This window comes from Desulfovibrio mangrovi (genome assembly GCF_026230175.1).
Taxonomy (GTDB): Bacteria; Desulfobacterota; Desulfovibrionia; order Desulfovibrionales; family Desulfovibrionaceae; genus Halodesulfovibrio; species Halodesulfovibrio mangrovi.
In genome coordinates this window covers 438,452-464,955 of the sequence record NZ_CP104208.1, presented here as the reverse complement: position 1 = coordinate 464,955, position 26,504 = coordinate 438,452, and the positions used below count along the sequence as shown (strand labels likewise).

Annotated in this window: 28 protein-coding genes; 14 read left to right on the top strand and 14 right to left on the bottom strand. The window is 56.2% G+C overall.

Annotated elements, in window-relative coordinates; translation table 11 throughout:
- Positions 1 to 14: 14 nt before the first annotated feature.
- From N1030_RS02180 to N1030_RS02155, 6 genes are all read left to right on the top strand, one after another.
- The gene (locus tag N1030_RS02180; RefSeq protein ID WP_265827386.1) at positions 15 to 722 is read left to right on the top strand and encodes an SPOR domain-containing protein; all 708 of its coding nucleotides are present in this window, start codon (positions 15 to 17) and stop codon (positions 720 to 722) included.
- Between the two features lie 136 nt (positions 723 to 858).
- Entirely contained in the window at positions 859 to 1,662 is an 804-nt protein-coding gene (locus N1030_RS02175) for an MlaE family ABC transporter permease (RefSeq protein ID WP_265827385.1), read from the top strand.
- Positions 1,663 to 1,680: 18 nt separating this feature from the next.
- On the top strand, positions 1,681 to 2,502 hold the full coding sequence (locus N1030_RS02170; RefSeq protein ID WP_265827383.1) for an ABC transporter ATP-binding protein: 822 nt from the start codon (positions 1,681 to 1,683) through the stop codon (positions 2,500 to 2,502).
- 34 nt (positions 2,503 to 2,536) lie between these two features.
- Positions 2,537 to 2,986, top strand: a complete 450-nt coding sequence (gene mlaD, locus N1030_RS02165; RefSeq protein WP_265827381.1) for an outer membrane lipid asymmetry maintenance protein MlaD — start codon at positions 2,537 to 2,539, stop codon at positions 2,984 to 2,986.
- Positions 2,986 to 3,642: an MlaC/ttg2D family ABC transporter substrate-binding protein gene (locus N1030_RS02160; protein ID WP_265827379.1), complete on the top strand. Its 657-nt coding sequence runs from the start codon at positions 2,986 to 2,988 to the stop codon at positions 3,640 to 3,642. Before mlaD ends, N1030_RS02160 begins: the two co-directional genes overlap by 1 nt.
- Before the next feature lie 16 nt (positions 3,643 to 3,658).
- Positions 3,659 to 4,495: an MlaA family lipoprotein gene (locus tag N1030_RS02155; protein WP_265827377.1), complete on the top strand. Its 837-nt coding sequence runs from the start codon at positions 3,659 to 3,661 to the stop codon at positions 4,493 to 4,495.
- A gap of 63 nt (positions 4,496 to 4,558) precedes the next feature.
- Here N1030_RS02155 and N1030_RS02150 read toward each other — a convergent pair whose 3' ends face one another.
- Positions 4,559 to 4,876, bottom strand: coding sequence for a cupin domain-containing protein (locus tag N1030_RS02150; RefSeq protein WP_265827375.1), 318 nt, complete (start codon positions 4,874 to 4,876; stop codon positions 4,559 to 4,561).
- 226 nt (positions 4,877 to 5,102) lie between these two features.
- On the opposite strand from N1030_RS02150, the gene N1030_RS02145 reads away from it, so the two are divergent.
- The 5 genes from N1030_RS02145 (at position 5,103) to N1030_RS02125 (ending at position 8,498) form a co-directional block, all read left to right on the top strand.
- Positions 5,103 to 5,387: a LysO family transporter gene (locus N1030_RS02145; protein ID WP_265827374.1), complete on the top strand. Its 285-nt coding sequence runs from the start codon at positions 5,103 to 5,105 to the stop codon at positions 5,385 to 5,387.
- Complete coding sequence (locus tag N1030_RS02140; RefSeq protein WP_265827373.1) at positions 5,377 to 5,976, top strand: LysO family transporter; 600 nt, start codon at positions 5,377 to 5,379, stop codon at positions 5,974 to 5,976. The genes N1030_RS02145 and N1030_RS02140 overlap by 11 nt, the downstream gene beginning before the upstream one ends.
- 172 nt (positions 5,977 to 6,148) lie before the next feature.
- Positions 6,149 to 6,889, top strand: coding sequence for a basic amino acid ABC transporter substrate-binding protein (locus N1030_RS02135; RefSeq protein ID WP_265827372.1), 741 nt, complete (start codon positions 6,149 to 6,151; stop codon positions 6,887 to 6,889).
- A gap of 87 nt (positions 6,890 to 6,976) precedes the next feature.
- The gene (locus N1030_RS02130; RefSeq protein WP_265827371.1) at positions 6,977 to 7,768 is read left to right on the top strand and encodes an amino acid ABC transporter permease; all 792 of its coding nucleotides are present in this window, start codon (positions 6,977 to 6,979) and stop codon (positions 7,766 to 7,768) included.
- Positions 7,755 to 8,498 carry an amino acid ABC transporter ATP-binding protein gene (locus N1030_RS02125; protein ID WP_276038107.1) on the top strand — a complete coding sequence of 248 codons (744 nt, stop codon included), beginning with the start codon at positions 7,755 to 7,757 and terminating at the stop codon, positions 8,496 to 8,498. The genes N1030_RS02130 and N1030_RS02125 overlap by 14 nt, the downstream gene beginning before the upstream one ends.
- Before the next feature lie 126 nt (positions 8,499 to 8,624).
- On the opposite strand, the gene N1030_RS02120 is transcribed toward N1030_RS02125, so the two are convergent.
- The 4 genes from N1030_RS02120 to N1030_RS02105 all read right to left on the bottom strand — a co-directional run bounded on the left by N1030_RS02120 (position 8,625) and on the right by N1030_RS02105 (position 13,815).
- Entirely contained in the window at positions 8,625 to 9,347 is a 723-nt protein-coding gene (locus N1030_RS02120) for a sulfite exporter TauE/SafE family protein (RefSeq protein ID WP_265827370.1), read from the bottom strand.
- A gap of 83 nt (positions 9,348 to 9,430) precedes the next feature.
- A complete protein-coding gene (gene glnD / locus N1030_RS02115) occupies positions 9,431 to 12,094 on the bottom strand; it encodes a [protein-PII] uridylyltransferase (RefSeq protein WP_265827369.1) in 2,664 nt (887 codons plus the stop codon).
- A gap of 72 nt (positions 12,095 to 12,166) precedes the next feature.
- Positions 12,167 to 12,505 (bottom strand): P-II family nitrogen regulator, encoded by a 339-nt coding sequence (locus N1030_RS02110; protein ID WP_265827368.1) that lies wholly within the window; start codon positions 12,503 to 12,505, stop codon positions 12,167 to 12,169.
- Positions 12,506 to 12,609: 104 nt separating this feature from the next.
- Positions 12,610 to 13,815: an ammonium transporter gene (locus N1030_RS02105; protein ID WP_265827367.1), complete on the bottom strand. Its 1,206-nt coding sequence runs from the start codon at positions 13,813 to 13,815 to the stop codon at positions 12,610 to 12,612.
- Positions 13,816 to 14,239: 424 nt separating this feature from the next.
- Between N1030_RS02105 and tpx the strand changes: the two genes are divergently transcribed.
- A complete protein-coding gene (gene tpx / locus N1030_RS02100; RefSeq protein ID WP_265827366.1) occupies positions 14,240 to 14,755 on the top strand; it encodes a thiol peroxidase in 516 nt (171 codons plus the stop codon).
- A 300-nt stretch (positions 14,756 to 15,055) separates the two neighbouring features.
- Entirely contained in the window at positions 15,056 to 15,508 is a 453-nt protein-coding gene (locus tag N1030_RS02095; protein ID WP_265827365.1) for a hypothetical protein, read from the top strand.
- 69 nt (positions 15,509 to 15,577) lie between these two features.
- Here N1030_RS02095 and N1030_RS02090 read toward each other — a convergent pair whose 3' ends face one another.
- Positions 15,578 to 15,817, bottom strand: coding sequence for a hypothetical protein (locus N1030_RS02090; RefSeq protein WP_265827364.1), 240 nt, complete (start codon positions 15,815 to 15,817; stop codon positions 15,578 to 15,580).
- A gap of 103 nt (positions 15,818 to 15,920) precedes the next feature.
- Here N1030_RS02090 and N1030_RS02085 point away from each other — a divergent pair, with 103 nt between their 5' ends.
- Complete coding sequence (locus tag N1030_RS02085; protein ID WP_265827363.1) at positions 15,921 to 18,071, top strand: Tex family protein; 2,151 nt, start codon at positions 15,921 to 15,923, stop codon at positions 18,069 to 18,071.
- Between the two features lie 186 nt (positions 18,072 to 18,257).
- On the opposite strand, the gene N1030_RS02080 is transcribed toward N1030_RS02085, so the two are convergent.
- The 8 genes from N1030_RS02080 to N1030_RS02045 all read right to left on the bottom strand — a co-directional run bounded on the left by N1030_RS02080 (position 18,258) and on the right by N1030_RS02045 (position 26,502).
- The gene (locus tag N1030_RS02080) at positions 18,258 to 19,925 is read right to left on the bottom strand and encodes an AMP-binding protein (RefSeq protein WP_265827362.1); all 1,668 of its coding nucleotides are present in this window, start codon (positions 19,923 to 19,925) and stop codon (positions 18,258 to 18,260) included.
- 240 nt (positions 19,926 to 20,165) lie between these two features.
- A complete protein-coding gene (locus N1030_RS02075; protein WP_265827360.1) occupies positions 20,166 to 20,723 on the bottom strand; it encodes a helix-turn-helix domain-containing protein in 558 nt (185 codons plus the stop codon).
- Positions 20,724 to 20,931: 208 nt separating this feature from the next.
- Complete coding sequence (gene dnaA / locus N1030_RS02070) at positions 20,932 to 22,362, bottom strand: chromosomal replication initiator protein DnaA (RefSeq protein ID WP_265827359.1); 1,431 nt, start codon at positions 22,360 to 22,362, stop codon at positions 20,932 to 20,934.
- 357 nt (positions 22,363 to 22,719) lie between these two features.
- Complete coding sequence (thyX, locus tag N1030_RS02065) at positions 22,720 to 23,442, bottom strand: FAD-dependent thymidylate synthase (RefSeq protein ID WP_265827358.1); 723 nt, start codon at positions 23,440 to 23,442, stop codon at positions 22,720 to 22,722.
- Between the two features lie 26 nt (positions 23,443 to 23,468).
- Positions 23,469 to 24,452 carry a Holliday junction branch migration DNA helicase RuvB gene (gene ruvB / locus N1030_RS02060; protein ID WP_265827357.1) on the bottom strand — a complete coding sequence of 328 codons (984 nt, stop codon included), beginning with the start codon at positions 24,450 to 24,452 and terminating at the stop codon, positions 23,469 to 23,471.
- Positions 24,452 to 25,057 carry a Holliday junction branch migration protein RuvA gene (gene ruvA, locus N1030_RS02055; RefSeq protein WP_265827356.1) on the bottom strand — a complete coding sequence of 202 codons (606 nt, stop codon included), beginning with the start codon at positions 25,055 to 25,057 and terminating at the stop codon, positions 24,452 to 24,454. Before ruvA ends, ruvB begins: the two co-directional genes overlap by 1 nt.
- 117 nt (positions 25,058 to 25,174) lie before the next feature.
- Positions 25,175 to 25,675: a crossover junction endodeoxyribonuclease RuvC gene (ruvC, locus tag N1030_RS02050; RefSeq protein ID WP_265827355.1), complete on the bottom strand. Its 501-nt coding sequence runs from the start codon at positions 25,673 to 25,675 to the stop codon at positions 25,175 to 25,177.
- Positions 25,676 to 25,758: 83 nt separating this feature from the next.
- Positions 25,759 to 26,502: a YebC/PmpR family DNA-binding transcriptional regulator gene (locus N1030_RS02045; protein WP_265827354.1), complete on the bottom strand. Its 744-nt coding sequence runs from the start codon at positions 26,500 to 26,502 to the stop codon at positions 25,759 to 25,761.
- Positions 26,503 to 26,504 lie beyond the last annotated feature (2 nt).

The following is a 26,504-nucleotide window of genomic DNA, read 5'->3' as shown; positions in this document are numbered from 1 at the left end:
ATCAATCCGAAGAAATGGGCATCAGCTTCTCCAAAGAAAAGGAAGCCGGAGAATCCGGCAAACGAAAAATAATCATAACCGCCAGTCCTGCGGCTTGTTCAGGGCTGGCGGTTGTGAGCCTTCTGTGTTTCGTATGGGTTTTTGTCTTCGGCCTCATCGTGGGACGCGGCTACCAGCCGGAAGAAGCCCTGCCGAAACTGAAACAGATCATGCCCGCCCCGCGACCGGAGGCTGCCGCCTCTTCCGCACCGGCGATTGCAACGTCTGAAGAAGCCAAGCCTTCACAGCAGGTTATAAAGCCGGAAGATCTCGCTTTCTACGATCAGTTGAAAAAGGACCCTGCTCCGGCGGCGCGCCCCTCAAAGCCAGCCCCGGCAAAACCCGTTGCCTCTGCCGCACAGGCCAAGCCGACTGCAACGCCAGCCAAGGCCGGAACTCAGGTTACGCTTCCCAAACCTGAAGCAAAGCCGGGTAACACCACATTTGCATACGTATATCAGGCGGCTGCTTCCAAGGACCGCGATGCCGCGGAACACCTGAAAAGCCGTATCGAATCCTCAGGGCTTCAGTCCCGGATTGAAAGCGTCACGACAAATGGGGCCACATGGCACAGAGTGCTGGTTCTCTTCCGCGGAACGCCTGAAGAAACGAGCACAATGAAAGACACGTTGCAGAATCTGGGCGTTACTAAGCCTCTGCTCAAGGAAAAAACACCGCTATAGACGGTTCTTGGAATGGTATGTAAAAACAGGTAAACGCCACAACATTTCGTTGACATTTTTATGCTATACTCTACAAAGTATACGCAATATCAAGGTCAGCGTTTAATAACCTACGCATTTCCTGGCAGACAATATTATGAACACCTCCACACCATCTCCACCTCCATTGGCGGCTCTCGGCATCCGCACGCTTTCGGTCGTCGGAGAAATGGGAGCCATGTTCATTTTCTTTATCAACGGCTTCCTGCACATCTTTTCCTCTCCCAAACAACTGCGCAAGATTGTGAACCAGATGTACTTCATCGGTTCAAAATCGTTGCTCGTCATTTCGCTCATCGGTATTTTTACAGGCATGGTGCTTGGCCTGCAGGGATATTACACACTGGTCAAGTTCGGCTCCGAAGGCCTGCTGGGTGCGGCCGTAGCCCTGTCGCTCATCCGTGAACTGGGCCCAGTTCTTACGGCCATAATGATCACGGGGCGCGCAGGCTCATCCATGGCAGCTGAAATCGGCGTCATGCGCATTTCCGACCAGATCGACGCGCTGGAAGTCATGGACATCAACCCCATCAGTTATCTGGTCAGCCCGCGCATTGCCGCCTCCATCATCTGCTTCCCTCTGCTGACGGCACTGTTTGATGTCATCGGCATCATCGGCGGCTACCTCACGGGCGTTACCATGCTGGGCATCAACTCCGGGGTCTACTTCTACCGGATCGAATCCAGCGTAGATATGTCCGATATCAACGAAGGCTTCACCAAGGCACTGCTTTTCGGCATAATCGTGGCAACCGTCAGCTGTTTTCAGGGTTACTACACGCACATGCGCAAAGACGGGGTGGGGCCTGAGGGCGTTTCCAACTCCACCACCTCCGCCGTGGTCATGTCCTGTGTCCTCATCCTGATCACTGACTATGTCGTAACCTCTTTCCTGCTCTAGCAGCGCCACTGTCACCACATGTTGCACGAAACTGCCTGGGACATACGACTGGATAACCTCCGACTGGGATATGACGACACGGTTGTGCTTGACAATATCTCGGCGACACTTCCAGCTGGCAAGATTTCCGTTATCCTGGGTGGCTCCGGAGACGGCAAATCCACGCTGCTGCGCCACATACTTGGCCTCAAGCGCCCCATGGCAGGCAAGATTTTTCTCGGCCCCCATGACCTGTTCGAGCTGTCATCAAAACAGTTCCGCAAGGTCCGCCGCCGCATGGGAGTGCTGTTTCAGGACGGAGCTTTGCTCGGTTCGCTCTCTCTTGGCGAGAATATTGCCCTGCCGCTGACGGAGCACACCCGTCTTGACAAGGCAACCATACAAAAAATTGTGCACCACAAGCTGGAACTGGTAGGTCTCGCCAAATTTGCGGATTACTACCCCAACCAGCTCTCCGGCGGCATGCGCAAACGTGCCGGACTTGCGCGGGCCATTGTCACGGACCCGCCCATTCTGTTATGCGATGAGCCGACCTCGGGGCTTGATCCCATCAACTCGGCTCAGATGGACAAGCTGCTTCTGGACATGAAGAAGCATTTTCCGGAGATGACCATCATCGTTGTCAGCCACGATCTGGCCAGCCTCTATACCATTGCAGACTACGCTCTGGTGCTGCATGGAGGCGGCGCAGCATACTCCGGCGATCTTGATACGCTGCGCGACACGAAAGACCCGTATCTGCGCCAGTTCCTTGATCGTTCCGCAGGCGACATGAAGACTCCCGACCTCAAGCTCGGAGAAGAAGCCCGTGCCGCGTTGCAGGCATGGTTGAACAAATAACGACAACGTCAACTTCAGCTTATCGGAACCGTGTATGAAAAAGTATACAAAGGAAACATCAGTCGGTGTGTTTGTTCTCATCTGCCTGCTCTGCGTCGGTTATCTGACCATCAAGCTCGGCAAGATGGAAGTGATGGGTGCCGACACCTACACGGTAACTGCTCGTTTTACCTCGATTACCGGTCTGCGTGTCGGAGCGGATGTTGAGATTGCCGGCGTACCCGTCGGCAAGGTATCGGCCATAAAGCTGGACAAGGAAGAAAGCCTTGCCCTAGTGTCACTGGCTATCCGCAAGGATGTGGAACTTACGGACGATGTCATTGCGTCCGTAAAGACCAGCGGTCTTATAGGTGACAAATACATCAAACTGGCGCCCGGCGGCTCCGTAAGCACCCTGGGGCAGGGTGACGAAATCACGGATACCGAATCCGCCGTGGACATTGAAGAACTTATCAGCAAGTACGTTTTTGGGGGAATTAAGTAATGTGTCCTTTTTTACGTGTGCTACGCACGGCGCTGGGGGTCTTTGCCCTTTGCACAGTGCTGCTCGCGGCTTCAACCGACGCTCTGGCGTCATCAGAACTCGATGCAAAGGCAACACTCAAGCAATCGCTTGACAGCGTCTTTGCCACGCTGAACAATCCCCGATACTCGGATGGTGCCAACAGAGAGGAACTGCTTGACACCATAGAGGATATCATCGGGCATATTTTCGATTACGACGAGTTTTCCGCCCGCACTGTGGGTAAAAAATGGCGTTCCTTCAATCCCGATCAGCAGAAGCGGTTTTCCAAAGCCTTTGCCGACCTGCTTCGCGCCACCTACATTGAACGCATCAAGGGTTACTCCGGCAACGGTGTCGTCTACCTTGGTGAACGCGCAAGCACCAAGGGCGACAAGGTTGAAGTTCAGACCCATCTGGATTATGAAGGTAAAAGCGTTCCTGTTGATTACCGCATGCTTCAGAAGGACCACTGGGTGATTTACGATGTCATCATCGAAGGCGTCAGCCTGGTAAAGAATTACCGCACCCAGTTTCACGAACTGATGAGCGACAACAATACCGATGCCGAAGCTCTTATTACAATCGTACAGAGCCGAGCCGCTGAAGTACGCAAGCTGAACCAAAAATCCGAATAGCAACGGGGGGCTCCTCATGAAATTCATCACCAAGCTCCTGCTCATAACAAGCCTCGTTCTTATGACGGCGCTTCCTGCTCTGGCCGACCGTAGGGCTGCTCTTGCCTATTCCGCGCCCGAATATCCTGCCGGTGCCTGTGTAGCCTCCTCGATGGATTCAATACCGGGGACTCCCCATGCCCACCAGACCGGGCTGGACACGTTTGATGACGATGCGGAGTATGCGCCCCATGTCACCGATGGCGTGAATGATCCCTTTGAAGGCTGGAACCGTTTCTGGTTCGGCTTCAACGACTTCATGTACCTTGACGTCATCAAGCCGCTGCACAAGGGTTACTCTGCCGTTACCCCCTGGGAATTGAGAGCCGGTGTGAACAACTTCTTCCACAACCTGCTCTATCCCATCCGTTTTGTAAGCTGTTTGCTGCAGGGCAAATTTGCCGAAGCCAGCGTCGAGAGTGCACGCTTCGTGGTCAACACTACGGCAGGTTTTGGCGGCCTGATGAATCCGGCGGCAGACAATAAGCCTCTCATCGAAATCAGCGATGACCCTGAAGACCTCGGCCAGACTTTCGGCGTCTGGGGATTCGGCGAAGGCTTCTACCTTGTCTGGCCCTTCCTCGGCCCTTCTTCGCTGCGTGACACTGTCGGGTTTGCCGGAGACTCATTCCTCAACCCGGTAAGCTATGTCACACCCTGGCATTCTTCTCTGGGCCTGAAGAGTTATGACAAGTTCAACTCGTTCGACAAGCAGATCGCCCAGTATGAGGAACTGAAGAAAGCGGCGGTAGAACCTTACATCGCCATCCGGAACGCCTACGTGCAATCGCGCAGGGCACACATTGAAAAGTAATGAAAAAGGGCACCGCAAGGTGCCCTTTCCTTTTTCTGTTCAATTCCTGGCCGAAGCGCGCCTCTAAATGGGGGGCGCAATGGTAACCAGCACGCTCATATCGGTGATGGCGCGAACACCGTGAGGCTCCCGGATCTCGGAAATCAGCACATCGCCGGTTTCTGCGGGCAGGGTGGCTCCATCGGCAGCCAGAAACTCACCGCGTCCTGCCAGCACCAGAATGGACAATTCGCCATCCAGATCATGGCTGTGTATGGGCAGGGATTGGCCAGCCAGAAAGTTGAAATTCAGAATCTTGAAGTTCTCCGATTCATGAACCAGATACTTATGGAATCCGTTCTGCCGGTAGTCGCGCACATCAACAAGACTTGTACGTTGCATGTCATATCTCCTTGGCGCTTCGCGCCTGCTGCTGTTCGAGTTGCTTACGTTCTACCTTAAAACAGCATACGCCATGAAGGTGTGACCGACATCACATTTGACATATATTTTGCCAAAATAATCACCTCCAGCCGGAATTGACACTCCCCCAGCCCTCGGTATACCCCCTCAGAACCGAATCATATCATTTCATTACAACCGTACAGCATCACATCTGGAGTCATTCGTGTTCATTGAAGTCGGCTGCATTCTGGCGGGCATTCCCGCCGGCTACCTGCTCAGGAACCGCCAGAAGGCGGTTCACGCCGTGGACAAGCTCACCATGTGGGCCATTTACGGCCTGCTCTTCCTGCTGGGCGTCTCCCTCGGCTCCAACGACGACCTTGTTTCCCAACTGGGCACCATAGGCGTGCGGGCACTTGTCATTAGCCTTTGCTGTCTCATAGGCAGCGCAGCGGCAACCTGGGCGCTGGAACGCTACATCCTGAGAGGGCGTCTCGATGAAAGGTAGCCTCATCATTCTCGGCTTTTTCATTGTCGGCTGCCTCATGGGACGGATGGACATCCTACCCGAATGGGCCACCAACGACGCCCTCGCAACCTATTCCCTTTATACCCTGCTCTGCCTTGTAGGCATGTCCATCGGCTTTGATACACGCTGCTGGGGCATTCTGCGGGAGATGCACTTGAAGGTACTGCTCGTGCCTCTGTTCATCATCATCGGCACATTTGCGGGTGCGGCTGTCGCATGCCTGCTGCTCGGCGACATGCCGCTGCAACACGTGCTCGGCGTAGGCGCAGGCTTTGGTTACTATTCGCTCTCAAGCATTATCATCACCAAGATGGTCAACCCCGTACTGGGCTCCGTGGCACTTCTGTGCAACATCATTCGCGAGCTGACCACCCTGCTCACCGCGCCGCTGCTGCTGCGTGTTTTCGGCAAGCTCGGGCCGGTTGCTGGCGGCGGTGCCACAGCCATGGATACCACTCTGCCCATCATCGTACGGTTTGCAGGAGAACGGTACGGGATCATTGCCGTTTTCAGCGGCATGTTCCTGACTGTTGCCGTCCCCGTGCTGGTAACCTTCATCTTCAGTTAATGCGTCAACTGTAGCAGAGTAGTTCCTGTTACAACTACCAGTTGGTACATTTTTGTAACTTTTAAGCCTTTTTTCTGCTGAAATCGCTAATTCGCATTGACATTCTGTCAAATCACGTACAACAAAACGGAAGGCTTTTTTACAAATTTCAAGTAGTTCAGGAGATACGAGGATGCTGAAGAAAACCCTGCTTACGTTGCTGGCCGTTCTCATGACTGCCAATGTGGCTCTTGCCGGAAAGACCATTGTCATCGCCCATGACGCCACCTGGCCCCCCATGGAATTCGTTAACAAAGACAAGCAGATCGTTGGTTACTCCGTTGATTACACCGACGCCATCGCCAAGGAACTTGGTCTGACTATAGAACACAAGAACGTTGCATGGGACGGCATCTTCGCCGGTCTTGCCAACGACAAGTACGACATGATCTCCTCTTCCGTTTCCATCACCGAAGAGCGCAAGGCCAAGTACGACTTCTCCGAACCCTACTTCGAAGTGAAGCAGGCAGTTATGCTGCCCGTTGCCAGCGAAGCCAAGTCTCTTGCCGACCTGAAGGGCAAGACCATCGGCGGCCAGATCGGCACCACCGGCGTCTTTGTTGCCAAGAAGGACGGCGGCGTAACCCCCAAGGAATTCGACGAAGTGGGTCACGCTGTTGAAGCGCTGTACACCGGCCGCATCGACGCAGCCATCTGTGACGACGTAACCGCTTACGACTACGTTCTGAACAACGAGAAGTACGCCGGCAAACTGAAGGTTGCCTTCATTGTTGAATCCGACCAGAAAGAGTACTATGGTTTCGTGGTCAAGAAGGGCAACAAGGAACTGGTTGACCTACTGAACAAGGGCATCAAGGCCATTCAGGAAAAGGGCATTGAGAAGGCCCTCCGCGAAAAGTGGGTTGGCAAATAACCAGCCGTAATATAAGCTATTATCGGGACTGGTACTGCTGTGCCAGTCCCTTGCTTTTGATGGAACACCAGCATATTCGAGCACTCAATGACTGTAGAAAAGAAAGAAATTCGCATAGCGGTCACCGACGGGATGCTCATCCCGTCCAGCAAGGACAAGACCCTTGTTTCCGCCTGGATGATCTCCCTATGCATCGCCATCGGCTCAATCCTCTATCTCTGCATATCGCAGCCGCAGCCGTACTACGAGATTCTCAAATTCCTGCCTGACGGCATCCTCGTCACCTTTCAGGTTACCATCACCTCCATCCTCGTAACCATCCCCATCGGCCTCATTACAGGGCTTGGGCGTCTCTCCAAGAACAAGGTCATCAATCTTATCGCCTCCACCTACGTGGAAATCATCCGCGGCATCCCGCTGCTGGTTCAGCTCTTCTTCCTCTACTACGCGCTGGGCAAATTCATTCAACTTTCCGACCTTGCCTCTGCCGTTATCGCCATGAGCGTGTGTTACGGCGCCTATATGGGCGAAGTATTCCGCGCCGGCATCGACGCCATCGACAAAGGCCAGACCGAAGCCGCCCGTTCGCTTGGCTTCAACTCGCGCCAGACCATGATGCTGGTGGTACTGCCACAGGCATGGCGCACCATCCTGCCCCCCGTCGGCAACGAATTCATCGCACTGCTCAAAGACTCTTCGCTCATCTCCGTTCTTGCGGTTTCCGAGCTGTTCCGTCGCGGTCGCGAGTATGCCTCGGTAACCTTCGAATACTTCGAAGCCTACCTCATGGTCGCCCTTATCTACCTGTGTATCACCCTGCTGCTGTCCAAAGCCGTCAGCATCATGGAAGCAAAGTTGAATTACTATGACGAACAGTAACTCCCCCATCATCCAGATCAAGAACGTCTACAAGTTCTTCGGCCAGCTTACGGCGCTCAACGACGTAAACCTGGACATTCAGCGCGGTGAAAAGGTCGTGGTTATCGGCCCCTCCGGGTCCGGCAAGTCCACCATGCTGCGCTCCATCAACAAACTGGAAACAATCGACAAGGGCAGCATCATCGTGGACGGTCTGGACGTCAATGACCCTGCCAACGACATCAATGCCATCCGTCAGGAACTGGGCATGGTGTTCCAGTCGTTCAACCTCTTCCCGCACAAGACGGTCATGGAAAACCTGACCATGGCCCCCATGCGCCTGAAGAAGATCACCAAGAATGATGCTGAGGCCACCGCCCTTGCCCTGCTGAAAAAAGTGGGCATCTCGGAAAAGGCCAATGTGTACCCTGCCAAGCTTTCCGGCGGCCAGAAGCAACGCGTGGCCATTGCCCGCGCCCTTGCCATGCAGCCCAAGATCATGCTCTTTGACGAACCCACCTCTGCTCTTGACCCCGAAATGATCGGCGAAGTTCTGGACGTTATGGTGAACCTCGCCAAGGAAGGCATGACCATGGTGGTGGTTACGCACGAAATGGGCTTTGCACGTGAAGTGGCAGACCGCATCGTCTTCATGGATCAGGGCCAGATTCTGGAAGTGGGTACGCCAGACCACTTCTTCAACAACCCTGAGCATCCCCGTCTGCAGAAGTTCCTTGAGCAGATTCTGTAGGTATTCGCACTACCAATGACAAAGGCCGGTTCCACATGGAACCGGCCTTTATTTTTAGGAAGGGCCAGAAGGGACAGGCAACGCTCGTTTGAAATACACGAAGAGCATGCCTTTCCTGCCCTGCAATCAGGCAGAGCGCAGCATCAGCAGGCCCATGCAGGCCAGCATGCCGAAAAGAAGTTTCCGGTAAGTCTGCTCGCCAATACCGCCGGAAAAGCGGATACCAACTTTCGTTCCCAGCCACGCAGCAGGGGCTGCCACCGCAAAGAGGCTCAGCACCTTGACGGACCACATGCCGGAGGCGGCATGTGCCACAGCCGACGCCGCGCATACGGCAAAAAAGAAATATGCAAAAGTGGCCTTCACCACATCCTTGGGCCAGCCGGTCAACGCCGCATACACAACCGTGGGCGGCCCCCCTGCACCAAAAGCAGCGCCTATGGCACCGGTGCCGAATCCGGCAAGGTAGCCCCACCGGCTGGAAATACCGGTAAGGCGCACCCGCTCAAAGAACAGGCCGTACACGGCATAGAGCATGAGAAATACCCCCATCCCGCCCTTCATGAGGTTTCCGGGAATACTGTGCAGCAGGTATACCCCTGCGGCCACCCCCGGAATGGCACCGATAAACAGGGGGCGAAGGCGCTCTCTATCCGCATACCGACGATAATTCCAACCGATCTGGGCGTTCAGCATCACCCCGCAGAGAATGGAAACAGCCACTGCCTCAGGCAAGGACAAAAACAACGCCAGAAGGGGAATGGCCACAAGGGCGGAACCGAATCCCGTCACTCCCTGTACAAAGGCCGCCAGCGCATAAATGGCTGATGTCAGCAAATACTCGTTCAAAGGAAGACTCCCGTATCATCATGAGGATTAGCGTTATTCGCAGTCAGAAAGGCCCGCCTGAGGCGGGCCGAAGATTCATGCTGTTACTGCTGCAAGGCATGCAGCAAGGCATTGCGTATCTCCGTGACCTGCTCATCGTCCAGCAATTTCTGCCCGTAAGTGTCGCGCACAGAGAAACTGTCGTTGGTCTGGGTGCCGAGCGTGGCAATTTTCGCAAAGAGGATATCAAGTCGCATGGCCTGCAGCGTTCGCGCCACATCGTATAGCAGCGCCCGTCTGTCAGGAGCGGAAATCTCGATCACGGTGTAGAAGTCGGAAAGTCCGTTATCGATGACCACGGACACATCATTCCGCCCCCTGTGAGGCTTGGGAGCATGATCGCGCGACTGATCGATTCGATACTCCAGCGACAGCTTGCCCGTCAGCGCATATTGGATGGAACCACGAACCTTCACCCAGAATTCACGCGGGTACAAAGGATCCGGCGGTGCTGAGACATGGAAAATATCCACGACAGTTCCATCCCGCCACACAAAGGCGTCCGCGGAAAAAACCTTCAGGTTGTGCAGGGCAAGCACTCCGGCCACGGTGGCAAACAGACCGTGCTGGTCACGCGCAACCACAACAAGCTCCCACACATCACTCTGCTTTCCTTCCAGCGGACGGGGCTCCAGCAATACGATGCCGCGGGCAGCGCGCTCCTCGCTGAGCCTGCGCTGAGCGTCCATGATCTCCTTGCCCAAGTCCCGCACCAACACCATGTGCCGGACAATATTCTCCGGCTCCACGACAAGAGCATATCGGGACGGCAAATGCTCCAGCATGGGCTCGCCGACTTCAAAGGAAACAGGGGAATCCGGCTGTTGCAGCAGCTGCGTCACACGTTCGCGGGTATCACAGATTGTTCTTGCAGACAGCGGCGTTGCCAACGTGCTGTCTCGCAGCATATTGGCGACCTTGCCGTACAATTCGGAGAGCAGAGAGGCTGACCACTGGTTCCACGCCTTGGGCCCTGTGGCCCGTGAGTCAGCGTAGGTCAGCAGATAAAGCAGATCAAGCCGCGCCTGCGTGCCGATAATGCCTGCGCAATGCGCTACAACAGATTCATCGGAAAGATCGCGTCTGTGGGCGGTTCGGGCAAGAAGCAGATGCTGCTCCACCAGAAAGACCACCTCATCGGCCAGAGTTCCATCCACACCCCATGCTGCCAGCTGGGCACGCGCCATGGCTGCCCCCTTGACGGAATGCGAGGAGGCATCGTTACCACCCTTGCCAAGGTCATGAAAAAGCGCAGCAAGCATGATCGGGGTAACGTCATCAAGCTTTTCCCAGCGCGGGGTGAATGCGAAATGCTGTTCCTGCGGCAGTGATTCCAGATAGTTGAGCACGAAAAGGGTATGCTGACCCACGGGGTAGGTATGAAAACCGTCGAACTGCACCCGGTCGCGCACCCTTCCGAAGTCGGGCATAAAGGCTGAAAGCAACCCCACGCCGTCCATTTGCTCCAGAATGGCAAAAGCCCTGCCGGAGGCTAATATGCGGGCCAAGGTTGGCCACACGCCCTCCATAGCGGCCAGCCGTTGAGGTGCTTCGTGAACAATACGAGAAATGGCCTGCCGCGTTTCCCACGACAGAACCGGCAACGTACCGGAAGGCCTGCGAACGGCTTCATCCAACGCCTGCAGCACCAGGGCGGGCTCATCAAACAAGGCATCGGGCGGACAGATATGGATAAGATCCCCCTGCACCACGATAGCGCCGGTAGTGCCTTCGCACACAGCATCCACCGGCTCCGCAACGTCGCCCACCATCGAACGGAACGCAGCGGCAAGCGCCTTGATGTCGCCCATGCAGCGGTGCAGATCGCCCAGAAATAACTCTACGGCAAGCATGCCCGTGGTGTCGGCGTACCCCATACGGGAAGCCAGTTCCGGCTGAATATCCACATACAGTTTATCGCTCTTGCGCCTGCTGAGCGCATGCAGCCGGTTACGCACCCGGTGCAGAAAATCCACATTGCGCTCCAGCAGCAGGCAGTCCTCTTCACTGAATCCGGCCTGACGCATGACGCCGTTCACGTCCCCTGTCCCACCCCGCAGACGGGCAAGCCACAACAGGCGATGATAATCGCGCAGGCCGCCGACCCCTTCCTTGAGGTTGGGCTCCAGCAGCACCGCCCCGTCGCCATAGGTCGTAAGCCGTGTGGCATGTTCTTCATCAAGCCATTGCAGAAAAGTCTTTTCACGCCGCGCGAGCACCTTGTCGCGCATGCGCTGTTGCAGCTCATCGAAAATGGAGCTGTCGCCAGCCACAAAACGGGCATCAAGCAAGGAACACAAAACCTTGTGGTCCTTGTTTGCCAGCTTCACGCAGTCCGCAATGGTACGGAAACCGTGACCGAGCGAGTAACCGGCATCCCAGAGAGGAAGAAAAAGTGGCTGCGCCACGTCGATGGCCTGCGGCGGAATGCTGCGACGGCAGAGGATAATGATGTCGATGTCCGATCCGAGACACATTTCCCCGCGTCCATATCCTCCCACCGCCACAAGCGCTATTTTCTGCCTGTCGGCACCGGTCTCCACGACACGGGTCTGGAAGTATATGTCCAGCAAACGGGTAAAAGCCCGTTCAAAGCGGATGCTTCCGGGCTTGGGGGGCTGTTCCAGTTCCAGTATAAGAGAAGCCCGTCCAGCGGCCAAAGCCTTGGTGGCATCACCGCTGGACGGGGTAAGTATATCTTTCGTCATTCAATCCAGAAGCTGTTTGCAGCGAGTTGCGGAAGCAGTGCCTGAACACCGGCTCCCCTGCGCCGGGCGGGGCTAGATGGCTTCTGAGCCCATTTCTCCGGTGCGGATGCGATAGACATCATCCACAGGCAGGATGAATATCTTGCCATCGCCAACCTTGCCGGTTCGGGCCGCCTTGCTGACGGAATCCAGCACCGGCTTCACCAGAGCGTCTTCCACCACCACTTCAATCTTCACCTTGGGCATGAAGTCCACCTGATATTCAGCACCGCGGTACACTTCCTTATGACCGCGCTGACGGCCGAAGCCTTTGACTTCCGTTACGGTCATCCCCTTGATGTCGAGATCGGTCAGGGCCAACTTAACTTCGTCCAGCTTGAACGGACGGATAATGATCTCAAGCTTCTTCATTGTCATATCCCTGTACAGGCAATCAGACCTGTCTGCTGTCGCTGGCGGACATATGACCCCGCCAGAGTATTCTTGTAGACCACGATGACAATCACGTCAAAGGGTTAGCCGGTGTAGGCGGTCTCATTATGTTCGCTTACGTCCAGACCTGCCTGCTCGGCTTCGGAGTCAACACGCAGTCCGATGACAAGGTCGATGCCCTTGAACAGGAACAGGCTGACCAAGTAACAGAACAACCACGTCGCCACGACTGAAACAAACTGGATCCACAGCTGGCCGGGAGCGCCGTGCAGCAGGCCGTTCACACCGCCATACGCTTCGGATGCCCATATACCGGTGGCAAGAGCACCCCAGGTACCGCCAACGCCGTGAATGCCGACAACATCCAGCGCATCGTCATATTTGAATATGTTCTTGAGCAGAATACCACCAAAGCAGATCACGCCACCGATAAGACCGATGACACAGGCAGCCATGGGGCTGACAAAACCGGCTGCGGGAGTAATGGCAACAAGCCCTGCTACCGCACCAGAAGCTGCGCCAAGCGTTGTGGGCTTGCCGCTATGGAACCATTCCACGACAACCCAACTCACGGCAGCAGATGCTGCGGCAATATGTGTAGTCACAAAGGCCATGACAGCGGAACCGTTTGCAGCAAGCGCGGAACCGGCGTTGAAGCCGAACCACCCGAACCACAGAATACCGGCACCGAGCACGGTCATGGGCAGATTATGCGGCACAAAGGCCATCTTGCCGTAGCCTCTGCGACGTCCCAGCACCTGCGTCGCAGCAAGGGCTGCCGCCGCAGAGCTCATATGGACCACCGCTCCGCCGGCAAAATCCAGAGCGCCCAGTTGAGCCATCCAGCCGCCACCCCACACCCAGTGGCACATGGGAGCGTAGACCAGCAGAATCCAGAAGATACTGAAAACAACCATGGCGCTGAACTTGATACGCTCTGCAAACGCGCCGGAAATGAGGGCAGGCGTGATGACCGCAAACATACACTGGAAAATCATGAACAGCGCATGAGGAATTGTCGGGGCAGGTCCCGGCTCCACACCTACGCCATCAAGGAAGAGGTATTCCAGCCCACCGATAAGGCTGCCGTGGTCAGTCCCGAAAGAAAGGGAATAACCGGCCACAACCCAAACCAAGGTGGCCACCCCCAGCAACATGAAGCTGTGCATAATGGTGGAAAGAACGTTCTTCGAGCGGACAAGGCCCCCATAGAACAACGCCAGACCGGGCGTCATGAACATTACCAGTGCTGCACACACGAGAATAAAGGCGGTATCCGCCGCATTCATAATAGCCTCCTCGCTCAAGACAGACGCTCATTGTAGTGAACAATCACAGAGTGACGCCTTCTGATGTCCACATCAGAAGACAACCGCCACCCACAGCCTGCAATTCTAAAGGCAAGAGACATGCCACCCCAGTATAATCAAGCAATTGCGCCACCATCATCGAAAGCGGCATCATGAAGAACATTTGATATTTACATTATTGTCTTTTTTATGAATCGACAAATTACAAATTTGTAAAACATCAACCAGCAAAACCCAAATCCACATCTCGGCACATGAAGATGTGAAAAAATTTATGAGAATGGTTCCCATTTAGATTTGACTGTGCTATTGTCTTCCATGGACAAACCGACTGGCAATCCCAAGTTTGTTTGCTCACTAACAACCAAGTAAAAACTACATGTTGCATATTAAGGAGCTATTCATGACTGAACGTACCGGCATCATCACCTTCATGGGCAACGGCCTCACCCTTCAGGGTTCTCCCGTATCCGTCGGCGACAAGGCCCCTGATTTTACCGTACTCGGCAACGATCTTTCCCCGAAAACACTGGCAGACTTCAAGGGCAAGGTTCTTATCCTGTCAGCAGTCCCCTCCCTTGATACCCCTGTCTGCGACGTGGAAACCCGCCGCTTCAATCAGGAAGCCGCCAACCTCGGCAAGGACATTGCGGTGCTGACCATTTCCGCCGACCTGCCCTTCGCACAGGCCCGCTGGTGCGGCGCTGCAGGCATTGACGCCATAACAACCCTCTCCGACCACAAGGACATGTCCTTTGGCGCTGCATACGGCCTCATTATCAAGGAACTCCGCCTGCTGACCCGTGCAGTACTGGTCGTGAACAAGGCAGGCGACATCGTGTATCAGGAACTCCTCCCCGAAATCACAAAGGAACCCGACTACGATGCAGCCATCGCCGCTGCCCGCGCAGCCCTGTAATTACTGACGTTTCCCACTAATAAAAAAGAGCGGCTACGTTTATGCGCAGTCGCTTTTACTTTTTTGTAAAATACCATTCATTATAACGAGCGATCCTCCTGAAGTGCACCTCCTCAACTACAAAGTCCCCTCTCCCCTCAAGAACAAGCCACGACCAAATACGGACAGGCACCACCACCTGCGATCAGTTGCATATGAAGGCCCGATACAGTACCTTGCCCGAACCCGTCCTTCTCCTTTCATAGCTTGAAGAATTGGACAAAACCACAAACCCGTTCCGGCTTTCAGACAGGATGCATAATGGATACGCAGGCCATTCGGACACAGATCACCAAGGTTGTTCTAGAGCGTCTCTCCGACTCCAAGGAACGCAGAACTGAAGCGCTAGGCGAATTCATGGGCGTAACCATGCCCAATGTGGAAGGCAAGGCCGCCGACCAGGTAGCCTCGCTGGTGCCCGAGATCCCCTCGGCCATCTATCAGAAATGGGTAGACATGTTCGTCGACAGGCTTCTGGAAACCGTCCCTCTCAACCAGCTTGGAGAGTTGTGCAGCGATACGGAAGAGAATCGCGCCACCTTATCACTGGTCTATGTCATGTTCATGGAATCCGAGCGCATGGAAAAGCAGATTGTGCAGGATCTTGCCGCCCTCGGCATGGAACAGGCACAGCAGGATGATGTGGGCAACACGCTTGCCGATTACCTTCGCGCCAAGCTGGCGAATATGAAGGGTGACTTGCCTCCGCAATAGCACGCCAAAAAAAGACAATGAGGCCGCTGAGCGGCCTCATTTTTCCTGAAAATTGTATGGAGCTGAGGGTTACGGCTTACGCTCCACTTTCAAGCCCTCATCCATGGCCGAAAGAAGATACGTGCAGCCAACACATTCAAGTTCATAGGACATGCCCGGGAACAAGCTGGCGCGGGATTCCCACTCATCTCCCACAAAGACATCCCTCGCACCGCCACTTTCCTCGTAGCGCACCACTGCGCCTGCTTCCAATGACACCATTTCCGTCTCCCTGACCACAACAGGAAGATCACGTTCCGAATAGTTCATGCGTCCTCCTTTCCGAAGATACGGTTCCATGGAATAGTGACACCACGGAACCAATGTAAGCACATATTCACAAACAGTAACAGCATTTTTTTACAGATAGTACATGACAACATTCGCCACCCGCATCGCAAAAGAACTCAGCCTCTCCCCGTCCAAGGTTGAAGCCGTCCTCGCCCTGCTTGACGACAGCGCAACCATTCCCTTCATCGCCCGCTACCGCAAGGAAGCCACTGGCGGCATGGACGAAGTGGTCATTGCTGCCATCCGTGACAGAAACGAACAGCTGGCGGAGCTGGAAAAACGCCGTACCGCCATCCTGCAATCGCTAGAAGAACGCGAACTGTTGTCACCCGAACTCCGCAAGTCGGTAAGCGGCGCAGAAACCCTCACCGCGCTCGAAGACATCTACCTTCCCTACCGCCCCAAACGGCGCACCCGCGCCCAGATCGCACGGGAACGAGGCCTTGAGCCCCTTGCCGACATGCTGTGGAAGCAAGACCCGCGGGATCTGCCGGAAAAGGCCGCCGCACAGTTTGTGGCCCCCGACAAGGACGTGCCCGATACGCAAGCTGCCCTTGCCGGCGCGCGTGATATTGTCGCCGAGCGGATCAGTGAGGATGCGGAGACCCGAAAAGTCATGCGCCTCATGTTCAGCATGCGCGGCCAGCTTGCCTCATCCGCCACCAAGACAGCCGGAGAAAAGACGGACGAAGCCGCCACGTTCCGTGATTATTTCAACTGGCAGGAACCGGCCAAAGCCGCACCGAGTCATCGCATTCTTGCCATGCTGCGCGGTGAGCGCGAAGGCATGCTCAGTCTTTCCTTGCGCCCGGAAGACGCCATGGCGCTGGGAACCCTGAAAAAGCATTTTGTCACCGGCAACAGCCCCAGCGCGCGGCAGATCGAACTGGCACTGGAAGACAGCTACAAGCGCCTGCTGGCCCCCTCCATGGAAAACGAGGCTCGCACCCTGCTCAAGACCCGTGCAGACGAAGAAGCCATTGCCGTATTCGCGGCCAACCTGCGCGAACTGCTGTTGGCCTCCCCGCTGGGGCAGAAACGCGTGCTCGCGCTGGACCCGGGCTTCCGCACAGGCGCAAAACTGGTCTGCCTTGATGCACAGGGAGCCCTGCTGCACAACGAGACCATCTACCCCGTCACCGGCGGAGCCAAGGTGGAAGAAGCCGGCAAGCGCGTCACCGCACTCGTTGCCAAGCACAGCATTGAAGCCATAGCCATCGGCAACGGCACCGCCTCCCGCGAAACCGAAACCTTCGTCCGCAGCCTAGGCCTGCCCGCATCCGTAATGATCGTCATGGTCAACGAGAGCGGAGCCTCGGTCTACTCGGCCTCAGATGTTGCGCGAAAGGAATTCCCCGACCACGACGTCACCGTACGCGGCTCGGTATCCATCGGCAGACGCCTTATGGACCCGCTCGCCGAACTGGTGAAGATCGATCCCAAAGCCATCGGCGTCGGCCAGTATCAGCACGACGTGGACCAGACGGCCCTGAAGAAATCACTGGAGGACGTGGTCGTCTCCTGCGTGAACAGCGTGGGCGTGGAACTGAACACCGCCAGCACCGAACTGCTGACCTACGTTTCCGGCCTCGGTCCTTCACTGGCGGCTAACATTGTCGCCCACAGAACGGAGAATGGCCCCTTCGCCTCCCGCAAGGAGCTTCTCAAGGTCAAGCGTCTCGGCCCCAAGGCCTATGAACAGAGCGCGGGCTTCCTGCGCATCAACAGCGCCAAGAACCCGCTTGATGCCTCCGCCGTTCACCCCGAATCCTATTCCATCGTGGAACGCATGGCCAAAGACCTTGGCTGCACCGTGGCCGACCTCATGCGCGACGAAACGCTCCGCAAGCGCATCCGGCTCGACAGCTACGTGACCGATACCATCGGCCTGCCCACCCTTACGGACATCATGCAGGAACTGGCCCGCCCCGGACGCGACCCGCGCCCCGAATTCGCGCCGTTCTCCTTTGCCGACGTGCACAGTCTTGCAGACCTTGCTGCAGACATGGAACTGCCCGGTATCGTGACAAACGTGACCAAGTTCGGCGCCTTCGTGGATATCGGCGTGCATCAGGACGGACTGGTGCATGTTTCCCAGCTTTCCGACAACTTCGTGAAAGACCCGGCAGACGTGGTGCGCGTGCAGCAGCACGTACGGGTCCGCGTGCTGGAAGTGGACCAGCAGCGCAAGCGCATCAGCCTGACCATGAAGGGCGTGCGACAGAAGGCGTAGCGATCAGAAGAAGCTGTCAGGGGACTCCAGGGAAACTTGAGAGTAAGAAGCCCGCTCTGCCCTATTATCCTGAACTCCCGGATACATGATGAACGGCTGATGGACTGCCCCCCCAAGCCTCTGCACTGTACAAATAAAAAAGGCCGGAAGCGTCAGCTTCCGGCCTTCTGTTTACGTAATCCAAGTTTACTTCTTGGCGGCTTCCTCGTCGCGCTGACGAATTTCCACGCGGCGAATCTTGCCGGAGATGGTCTTGGGCAATTCAGACACGTAGTCGATGATGCGCGGGTACTTGTACGGCGCGGTCACCTTCTTCACGTGATCCTGAAGCGCCTTGGTCAATTCGGGAGACGGGGCAAAACCGGGGGCGAGCACCACGGTCGCCTTGACGATCTGCCCGCGCAGGTCATCCGGTACGCCGGTTACGGCGGCTTCCACCACAGCTTCATGGGAAATAAGGGCAGATTCGACCTCAAAAGGTCCGATTCGGTAACCGGAAGACTTGATCAGGTCATCCACGCGCCCAAGGAACCAGAAGTATCCGTCTTCGTCCATCCACGCCTTGTCGCCGGTATGATAGTAGCCGTTCAGCATGACGGAAGCGGTCTTTTCAGGATCTTCCAGATAGCCCGTAAACAGACCCACCGGTATTCCTTCAGCAATGCGGACGCAGATTTCACCTTCTTCACCGGGAGGACAGATGTTGCCCCTCAGATCGCGCAGCACGATATCCCAGCCGGGAGCCGCACGACCGATGGAACCGGGCTTGGGCTCCATGGTGCGCAAGGTGCAGATCTGCAGGGTGGTTTCCGTCTGGCCGTACCCTTCATAGATGGGCAGACCGGTCTGCTTCTTCCAGTCATGGAACACGCTGTCGTTCAGCAATTCACCTGCAGTGGTGCAGTGACGCAATGCGGAAAGGTCATACGTTGAAAGATCTTCACGCACGAGAAAACGGTACACCGTGGGAGGCGCGCAAAAGGTGGTCACCTTATGTGCGGCCAGCTGCTCGAGAAGCCGAGCAGGTTCGAACTTGCCGCGGAAATCCCATACGAACACGGTCGCGCCGGCAAGCCACTGACCGTAGAACTTGCCCCACACGGCCTTGCCCCAGCCGGTATCGGCAAGGGTAAGGTGCAGATCGCCTTCTTCCAGATCGTGCCAGTAGGCGCCGGTCATGTAATGACCAAGAGGATAGGTATGAGTATGCTCAACCATCTTGGGCATGCCCGTGGTACCGGAAGAGAAGAAAATGAGCAGCGAGTCGCTGCCACCGGCAAGCTCCGCTCCCTGAGGCTTGGGAAAGTCGGGGGAGGCATCAGCCACCGCAGCGGCATAATCCAGCCAGCCTGCAGGACAGGACGCACCGCCCACCTGCACGAGACAGGAAAGCGAAGCGCAGTCAGGCCGGGCGGCTTCGACACGATCCGTGATGGAATCTTCCACGATCATGCCACGAATATTGGCGCGGTTAACGCGGAATACAATATCCTTGGGCGTCAGCTGGGCGGGAGACGGGACGGGAACCGCACCAAGCTTATGGCAGGCGAGCATGGACACCCAGAACTCAATGCGGCGGTAAAGCACCAGCATGACTCTATCGCCCTTGCGCAGCCCTTGCGCCTTCAGGACATTGGCCAGACGGGAGGAAGCTTCCTTGAGCCACGCGAAGGTATAATCACGACGCTCACCGGCATCATCCACATGCACTATGGCCAGAGGATTGCCAGAGCCGTCGGCAGTTGCATCGGCAATGCGGTCAAGGTCATCAAAGGCAAAGTTGTAACTTGCAGGAACATCAAGGGAAAAACGGGAAAGAAGCTCGTCGTAACTGGAACAGGAAAGTTTTTGCATGGCTCTGCGTCCTTCAATACTGGGTCAAAACGGAGTGCGCCCACACGACGCACAAGGTAACCTCTGTGCAGGAAACGCCATACCGTGCTGCCGGATTTGTTCTCATGAGAACAGACACCGTTTGCGGCAGGCGGCGGGGCCAAAGGCCTGTTTCCATCCGAAGGCATCATGACGATACCGCGCGCAACCAACTACGATCGGGCGCGCAAACGCGGCTGTATACCGCGCCTCGGATGGAAACTAGCTAATCACGTCCAGGAATACGGCTTCTTCTTCATCAAGACCGCGTAACGCGTGAGGAATCTTGGAATCAAAATAGATGGAATCGCCCGGCACAAGTTCGTGACGGCGCTGGTCAAGCCAGATTTCCAGCCGTCCCTTGAGCAGGTAAATGAATTCCTGACCACCATGCTCGTTCCAGACAAGTTCGTTCTCGTCCTTGGGCGGCACGGTTACGAGGAAGGGTTCCATACGCTTGTTGGTAAAACGCGAGGCAAGGTGAAGATAATCGTAATCCTCACGGCGGGTCACGCTGAGCCCCTGCCCCTTGCGTACCAGCGTATAGTCATGCAGATGCGCTTCATGACCCGAAATCAGCGAGGTGATGTCCACGCCGCAGGCACCTGCCACGTCCTTCAGATAGCTGACGGGAATCTCCGTCTCGCCTTCTTCATACAATGCAACCGTTTCAGGGCGCACGCCTATCTTGGCGGCAAGCTCCTCCACGGTAAACCCCACGGCTTCGCGCAAGCCCATAAGTCTGGGGGCTATTTCCACATACGCCTGTCCCGTCTCCATATTCACTCCTTGAAGCAACTAAGTGCCGCACTCCTTTTTTCAGAATGAGCACACCCTTTTATGAACCACCCGCCCCAACCCGGCGGGTAACAATCACCTGTACCCATTTCCGCACCGGTTGAAAAGTACAGAAACGCAAAACGGCACGAACCGGGGTGCGATTCGTGCCGTTCTGAGTCAGAAATATGCGAGAAAAGCGCAGCCCGTATTATCTCAGGCTGGTAATTCGACCGTTCCTTTCAATCATGGCCACGGTGCTGGTCACCTGACGACCAACCGGAGTTTCCTTGCTCATTTCACGCTCAAGGCTCGTAATACCCTTGAGAACGGTGGAATGGGTGCGATTGAAGTGGTCACCGATATCCTTGAGGGACAGATCGGTGTGCTTTCGTGCAAGGTAGAAAACCGTATTGCGTGCAACAACCAGCTCGCGTCTGCGGCTGCGGGAGTTGAGCTGTGCGGGAGACAGGTCAAAGCCATTGCATACGCAGCGGATAATGCTGTCCATGTCCATCACGGTCTCATGCGAGGCGTACTGGCTGACGACCTCCCATGCGATGTTCATGGAAATCTGCTGATTCAGGATGCGTGCCTTGAGAATAAGGTTATGCAGGCAGCTTTCGATCTGTCGCACGTCGGAACGGATATTCTCCGCAAGCATGTCGGTCACGTTTTCCGGCAGATGCACATGATACTGCTTGGCCTTGCGACGAAGGATGTCGCGGCGGGTCGCAAAATCAGGCTTGTCGATGGCGGCAATGAAACCGGAACAGAAACGGGAAACCAGCTGGTTGTCCAGTTCCTTGAGATCACGGGGAGCAAAGGAGCTGGAAAGCACAACACGGGAGCCGCGGGACTGCAGCGCCTTGATGGTGGCCAGCACCTCGTCCTGCATGCGTTCCTTGCCCTGCAGGAAGTGAACGTCTTCAAGCAGCAGCAGGTCCACGTCGCGGTAACGCGCCTTGAAGCGGTCAACATCACGGCTCTTGAGCGAGGCAATAAGGCGCGTGGCGAACTCTTCTGCTGTCAGATACTCCACGCGCGGATTGCTGCGGTTGCTCTGGCGGCACAGTTCGTTGCCAACTGCCTGCATGAGGTGCGTTTTGCCAAGACCGGGACCGGAACTGAGAAAAAGGGTGTCTGCCGACAGAGAGGAACGGGTAATGCCCTGCGATGCGGCAAAAGCCAGATCGTTGCAGGGGCCCACCACAAAACTGTCGAAATCGAAACGCCAATCAATGACCTTGCTTACCAGCGGCTGCGAAATGGGCAGCGACATCTGCTCATGGGCAACTGCAGAATAACGGCTGTTACCGTTGTTCGCGGAATCGTTGAACAAAGGACCGGAAGCCTGCGCCTCGGAAACCGAGACGGCACTGCGCCGGGCAGGAGCCTTTTGCGGCGTTTTGCTGGCGACAACGGAGACGGTCGCCTGCGGACCAAGAATTTCGGCAGCAGCCGAAGTTATATCGTCCAGCAGTCTGTCACGAACCCATGAGGCCACGAACTCGTTAGGAGCCGTGAGGCAAATGGTCTGACCGTTCACCTCTGCGGACAGAGGAGAAATCCAGACCTTAAAGAGGCCCGGAGTGAGTCTATTCTGCAGAATCTGCTGGATATGCGCCCATATTTCAATCATGGATGAGTATCTACGTTTTATCAGCTTGGAGTGCAACATTCGAATACAGGCCGATGTGAAACCGTAACATTGTCGATTTCCCCACCGCTCATCACCAGACAACAACTTGGAATATAAGTATTTTTATTGGAGCCTGCTATTTTCAAGCATCAGGCTGAACCCTACGGAAATCAGCATTTCCCCATGTTATCCACAGAAAATCCACAGCATGGAGAAAAAGTTTTCCACAGGTACAATCTCAATTTACGTCGAATTCATAAAAAATGAACGGAATTTTAAAATCGCAACAAGCGTTAATGATAAATTTTCCTACTGTTTCAATCAGGATTCAACCCGCAAAAGAGAGTGCAGACACTCTTACGGCAGAGGGTATCTGCCACAAGTGAACTTCTCACCCTCGGGGCAGTACTTCAGACGCTCGCAACGGGCCCCTGCGGTCATGAAAATAACCGGAAGCACATCGCGGCAGATATCGAGCATTTTGTTTGCCATGCCCCTGATTTCCCACTGGGCGCGTGTGCAGCAACGATGCTCAAAGAAATTGATGAGGCTACGGCAGTTCATGGTGAACACGATCTTGGATTCCGCGGCCTGAGGCAATACGAACCGGGCGTCCTCTTTAGCCTTATCGCCTCTGCCGTTGGCTTCAAGAATGCTTTTCAGATCCCTGTAGGCATTGCCGATCTCCGCTATGAAGGATTCAAAGCGCTCCTTTGCCTCGGGAATACGGGCGATGGCGGGCGGCAGAATGTAATCAAAATCACTGCCGTCCACGTAACGCTGGCTCTGCTGGGAATAGGAGGCTATGCGGTGGCGCACCAGCTGATGGGTGAGCGCACGCGAAACCCCTTCCACGGCAAAGGTGAAGCTCACGTGCTCAATGGGGCTGGTGTGGCCGGATTCCATGATCTTGGCGATAAAGGCGGCCTGCTTCTCAGGCGCAATTTCTCCCGCGAGCAGGCGGGGCCACATATCGGCCACAAAACCCGCGTGATAGCACTGGCGGAAGGCTGCATAAATAAGGGACGTGGCGTCCGGTGTGGACGCAAGCAATTCTACCCGGCACGCTTTCTGCGGCATGGGACACCACCTTGAGGGTAAGCAGGTTAAGCCAAGAGATTCAAATGCCGATAGGCGCGTGCCGTGGCAACGCGACCGCGCGAGGTGCGCTTGAGAAAGCCGCACTGGATGAGATACGGCTCGTAAATATCTTCAATGGTCCGCACTTCTTCGGAACAGGCGACAGCCAGTGTCTTCACACCCACTGGGCCGCCGTCGAAATGCTCGATGAGCACGGTAAGCAGCTTGCGGTCCATCTGGTCAAGACCGCTCTCGTCCACGTCCATGCGTCCCAGCGCTTCAGCAGCCTGTTCGGCATCCACGGGTCCGCCGCCCTTCACGGTGGCGAAATCCCGCACGCGGCGTAGCAACCGGTTGGCAATACGCGGCGTACCGCGGGAACGCCTGCCGATCTCCAGCGCACCGTCAGGGGCCAGTTCCACGCGGAGGATTCGGGCGGTACGCGAGACGATGCGGGCCAGCTCTTCAGGGGTGTAAAACTCCAGACGCAGGATCACGCCGAAACGATCGCGCAGGGGGGACGAAAGCAGGCCGATACGCGTGGTGGCTCCCACCAGCGTGAAGGGCTCCAGATCAATCTTGACCGTGCGGGCTCCCGGCCCCTGCCCGATGACAAGATCAAGCTTAAAATCCTCCATGGCAGGATACAGCACTTCCTCCACGGCGGCAGGCATGCGGTGAATCTCGTCCACAAAGAGAATGTCATTGCGGCCCAGATTGGTCAGGATGGCGGCAAGATCACCGCTACGCTCCAGAACAGGGCCGGATGTGGAAACCAGATTCACGCCCAGCTCGCTGGCCATGATCTGCGAAAGTGTCGTCTTGCCCAGACCGGGGTTGCCATAGAACAACGTGTGGTCCATGGCCTGACGGCGTTCTCTGGCAGCCTGCAGGTATATGCGCAGGTTGCCGCGCAGCTCCTCCTGCCCGATGAACTCATCAAGCGACGGCGGCCTTACGGTCTCATCAAGGCAGGTACTCAGATGGCATTCTGTATCGTGCAAGGTCATCAGCGTCCCTTGGCAAGAGCTTTAAGCGCGGCACGCAAGGCACCGCCTACATCCAGATCCGGTTCGTCCTTCAGCACATTCTTCAGCACGGGACCGGCTTCATCTTCCGAGTATCCGAGGTTGCAAAGACCTGTCAGCGCATCGCGGTACAGCGAACCGGGAGCATTGCCGCTCAGCACAGCGCCTCCGGGCACGCTTTCGACCTTGAGCTTGTACTTGAGCTCGAGAAAAATATGCTGCGCGCTCTTCTTGCCGATGCCGGAAACGCGGGTCAGCGCCACGACATCGTCTTCCGCCACCACCTGACGCAGGTCATCGGGCCGGAACTGGGAAAGGATGGCAAGTGCAGTCTTGGCTCCTACCTTGGAGATGGAAATGAGCACCGAAAACGTCTGACGCTCATCCCATGTCTGAAAGCCGTAAAGCTCCAACGCGTCTTCCCTGACCACCGTATAGGTGAACACGGCAAGCTCGCCACCACGTTCGGGCAGACGCGAAAGGGTATGCACGGGCAGATGCACCTCATACCCCACCCCGCCGGGCGTGACCAGAATAACGGAGTGTTCTCCGGCTTCCGCAAGTCGTCCTTCAAGATACGCTATCATACTTGTGACCTCGTTGCGGGGTTGTACCCCAATCCCATTATAATGTTAAGGGGACGGAACTGATGTCCCGCAACATGACCGCAATGAAAAAGAAAAATTACGCAGAACCGGTCCCGGTCAACGGGCCGCAAGCTTTTCGTATCGCCGCAGGGTGAGGTGGCACAAGGCAACGGCAAGCGCATCACTGGCATCCACCGCCCATGAAGGCTTCTTCACGCCGAGGATGGTGGCCACCATGAAGGCAACCTGCTGCTTATCCGCCCTGCCAGTACCCACAATGGCCTGCTTGACCTTGGTGGGCTCATAGCTGTGTACGGAAAGATCATGCAGGGCGCAGGCCGCAATGGCAGCTCCCCTCGCCTGCCCCAGCTTGAGGGCAGAGGCGGCGTTCTTGGCGGTGAACACGTTTTCCACGGCCACCACATCGGGCCGCAGTGTGGCGATGACATCACCCACACCACGGAAGATGATCCCCAGCCGCTTGGTGAAATCCGTCTCGGCAGTACGCACGGTGCCGCAGTCCACCAACGTGGCCACGCCGGAAAGTTCGCGCACCACGCCCCATCCCGTCACGCGGGAGCCGGGGTCTATGCCGAGAACCGTAATGCCTTGCGTCATGTTTCGCCTTGCCTCCCGTGCAGCTCCCCGAAAAAAACAGAGAGAAGAAAAACGCCCGTCTGAGACGGGCGTTTGCATTCGCTTTAGGCCAGTTCCGCCATCGCCTCGTCTGACAAGTCGAAGTTCGCCCAGACGTTTTGCACGTCGTCGTTATCTTCAAGCATGTCCACAAGGTTCAGCAGCTTCTGCCCCACCTGAGCATCCACCTCGATGGTGTTCTGGGGAATCATGGCCATCTCGGCAGAGGTCACTTCGATACCGGCCTGTTCGAAGGCAGCGCGGACAGCTTCGAAGTCGGAAAGGGCTGCGCGCACTTCCCAGGTGGTATCCTGATCGATCACGTCTTCGGCACCGGCCTCAAGGCCCAGTTCCATGACCTGCTCTTCAGAAATCTTTTCCTTTTCCACGGTGACAACGCCCTTGCGGTCGAACATCCAGCCCACGCAGCCGGCTTCGCCCATGGAACCGCCGCCCTTGTTGAGCAGGTGGCGCACTTCAGCCACGGTACGGTTCTTGTTGTCGGTGGCGGCTTCGATCAGCAGCGCCACGCCGCCGGGACCGTAGCCTTCGTACATCACTTCCGCGATGTCGCCGCCGGCCAGTTCACCAGTGCCCTTCTTGATGGCGTTCTCAATCTTGTCCTTGGGAAGGTTCACAGCCTTTGCGGCTGCAATGGCGGCACGGAGACGGGCGTTGGCAGCAGGGTCGCCGCCACCTTTTGCTGCAATGATGATTTCCTTGGCAGCCTTGGTGAAGGCCTTGGAGCGCTTTGCGTCCTGACGCCCCTTACGATGCTGGATGTTCGCCCATTTACTATGTCCGGCCATGT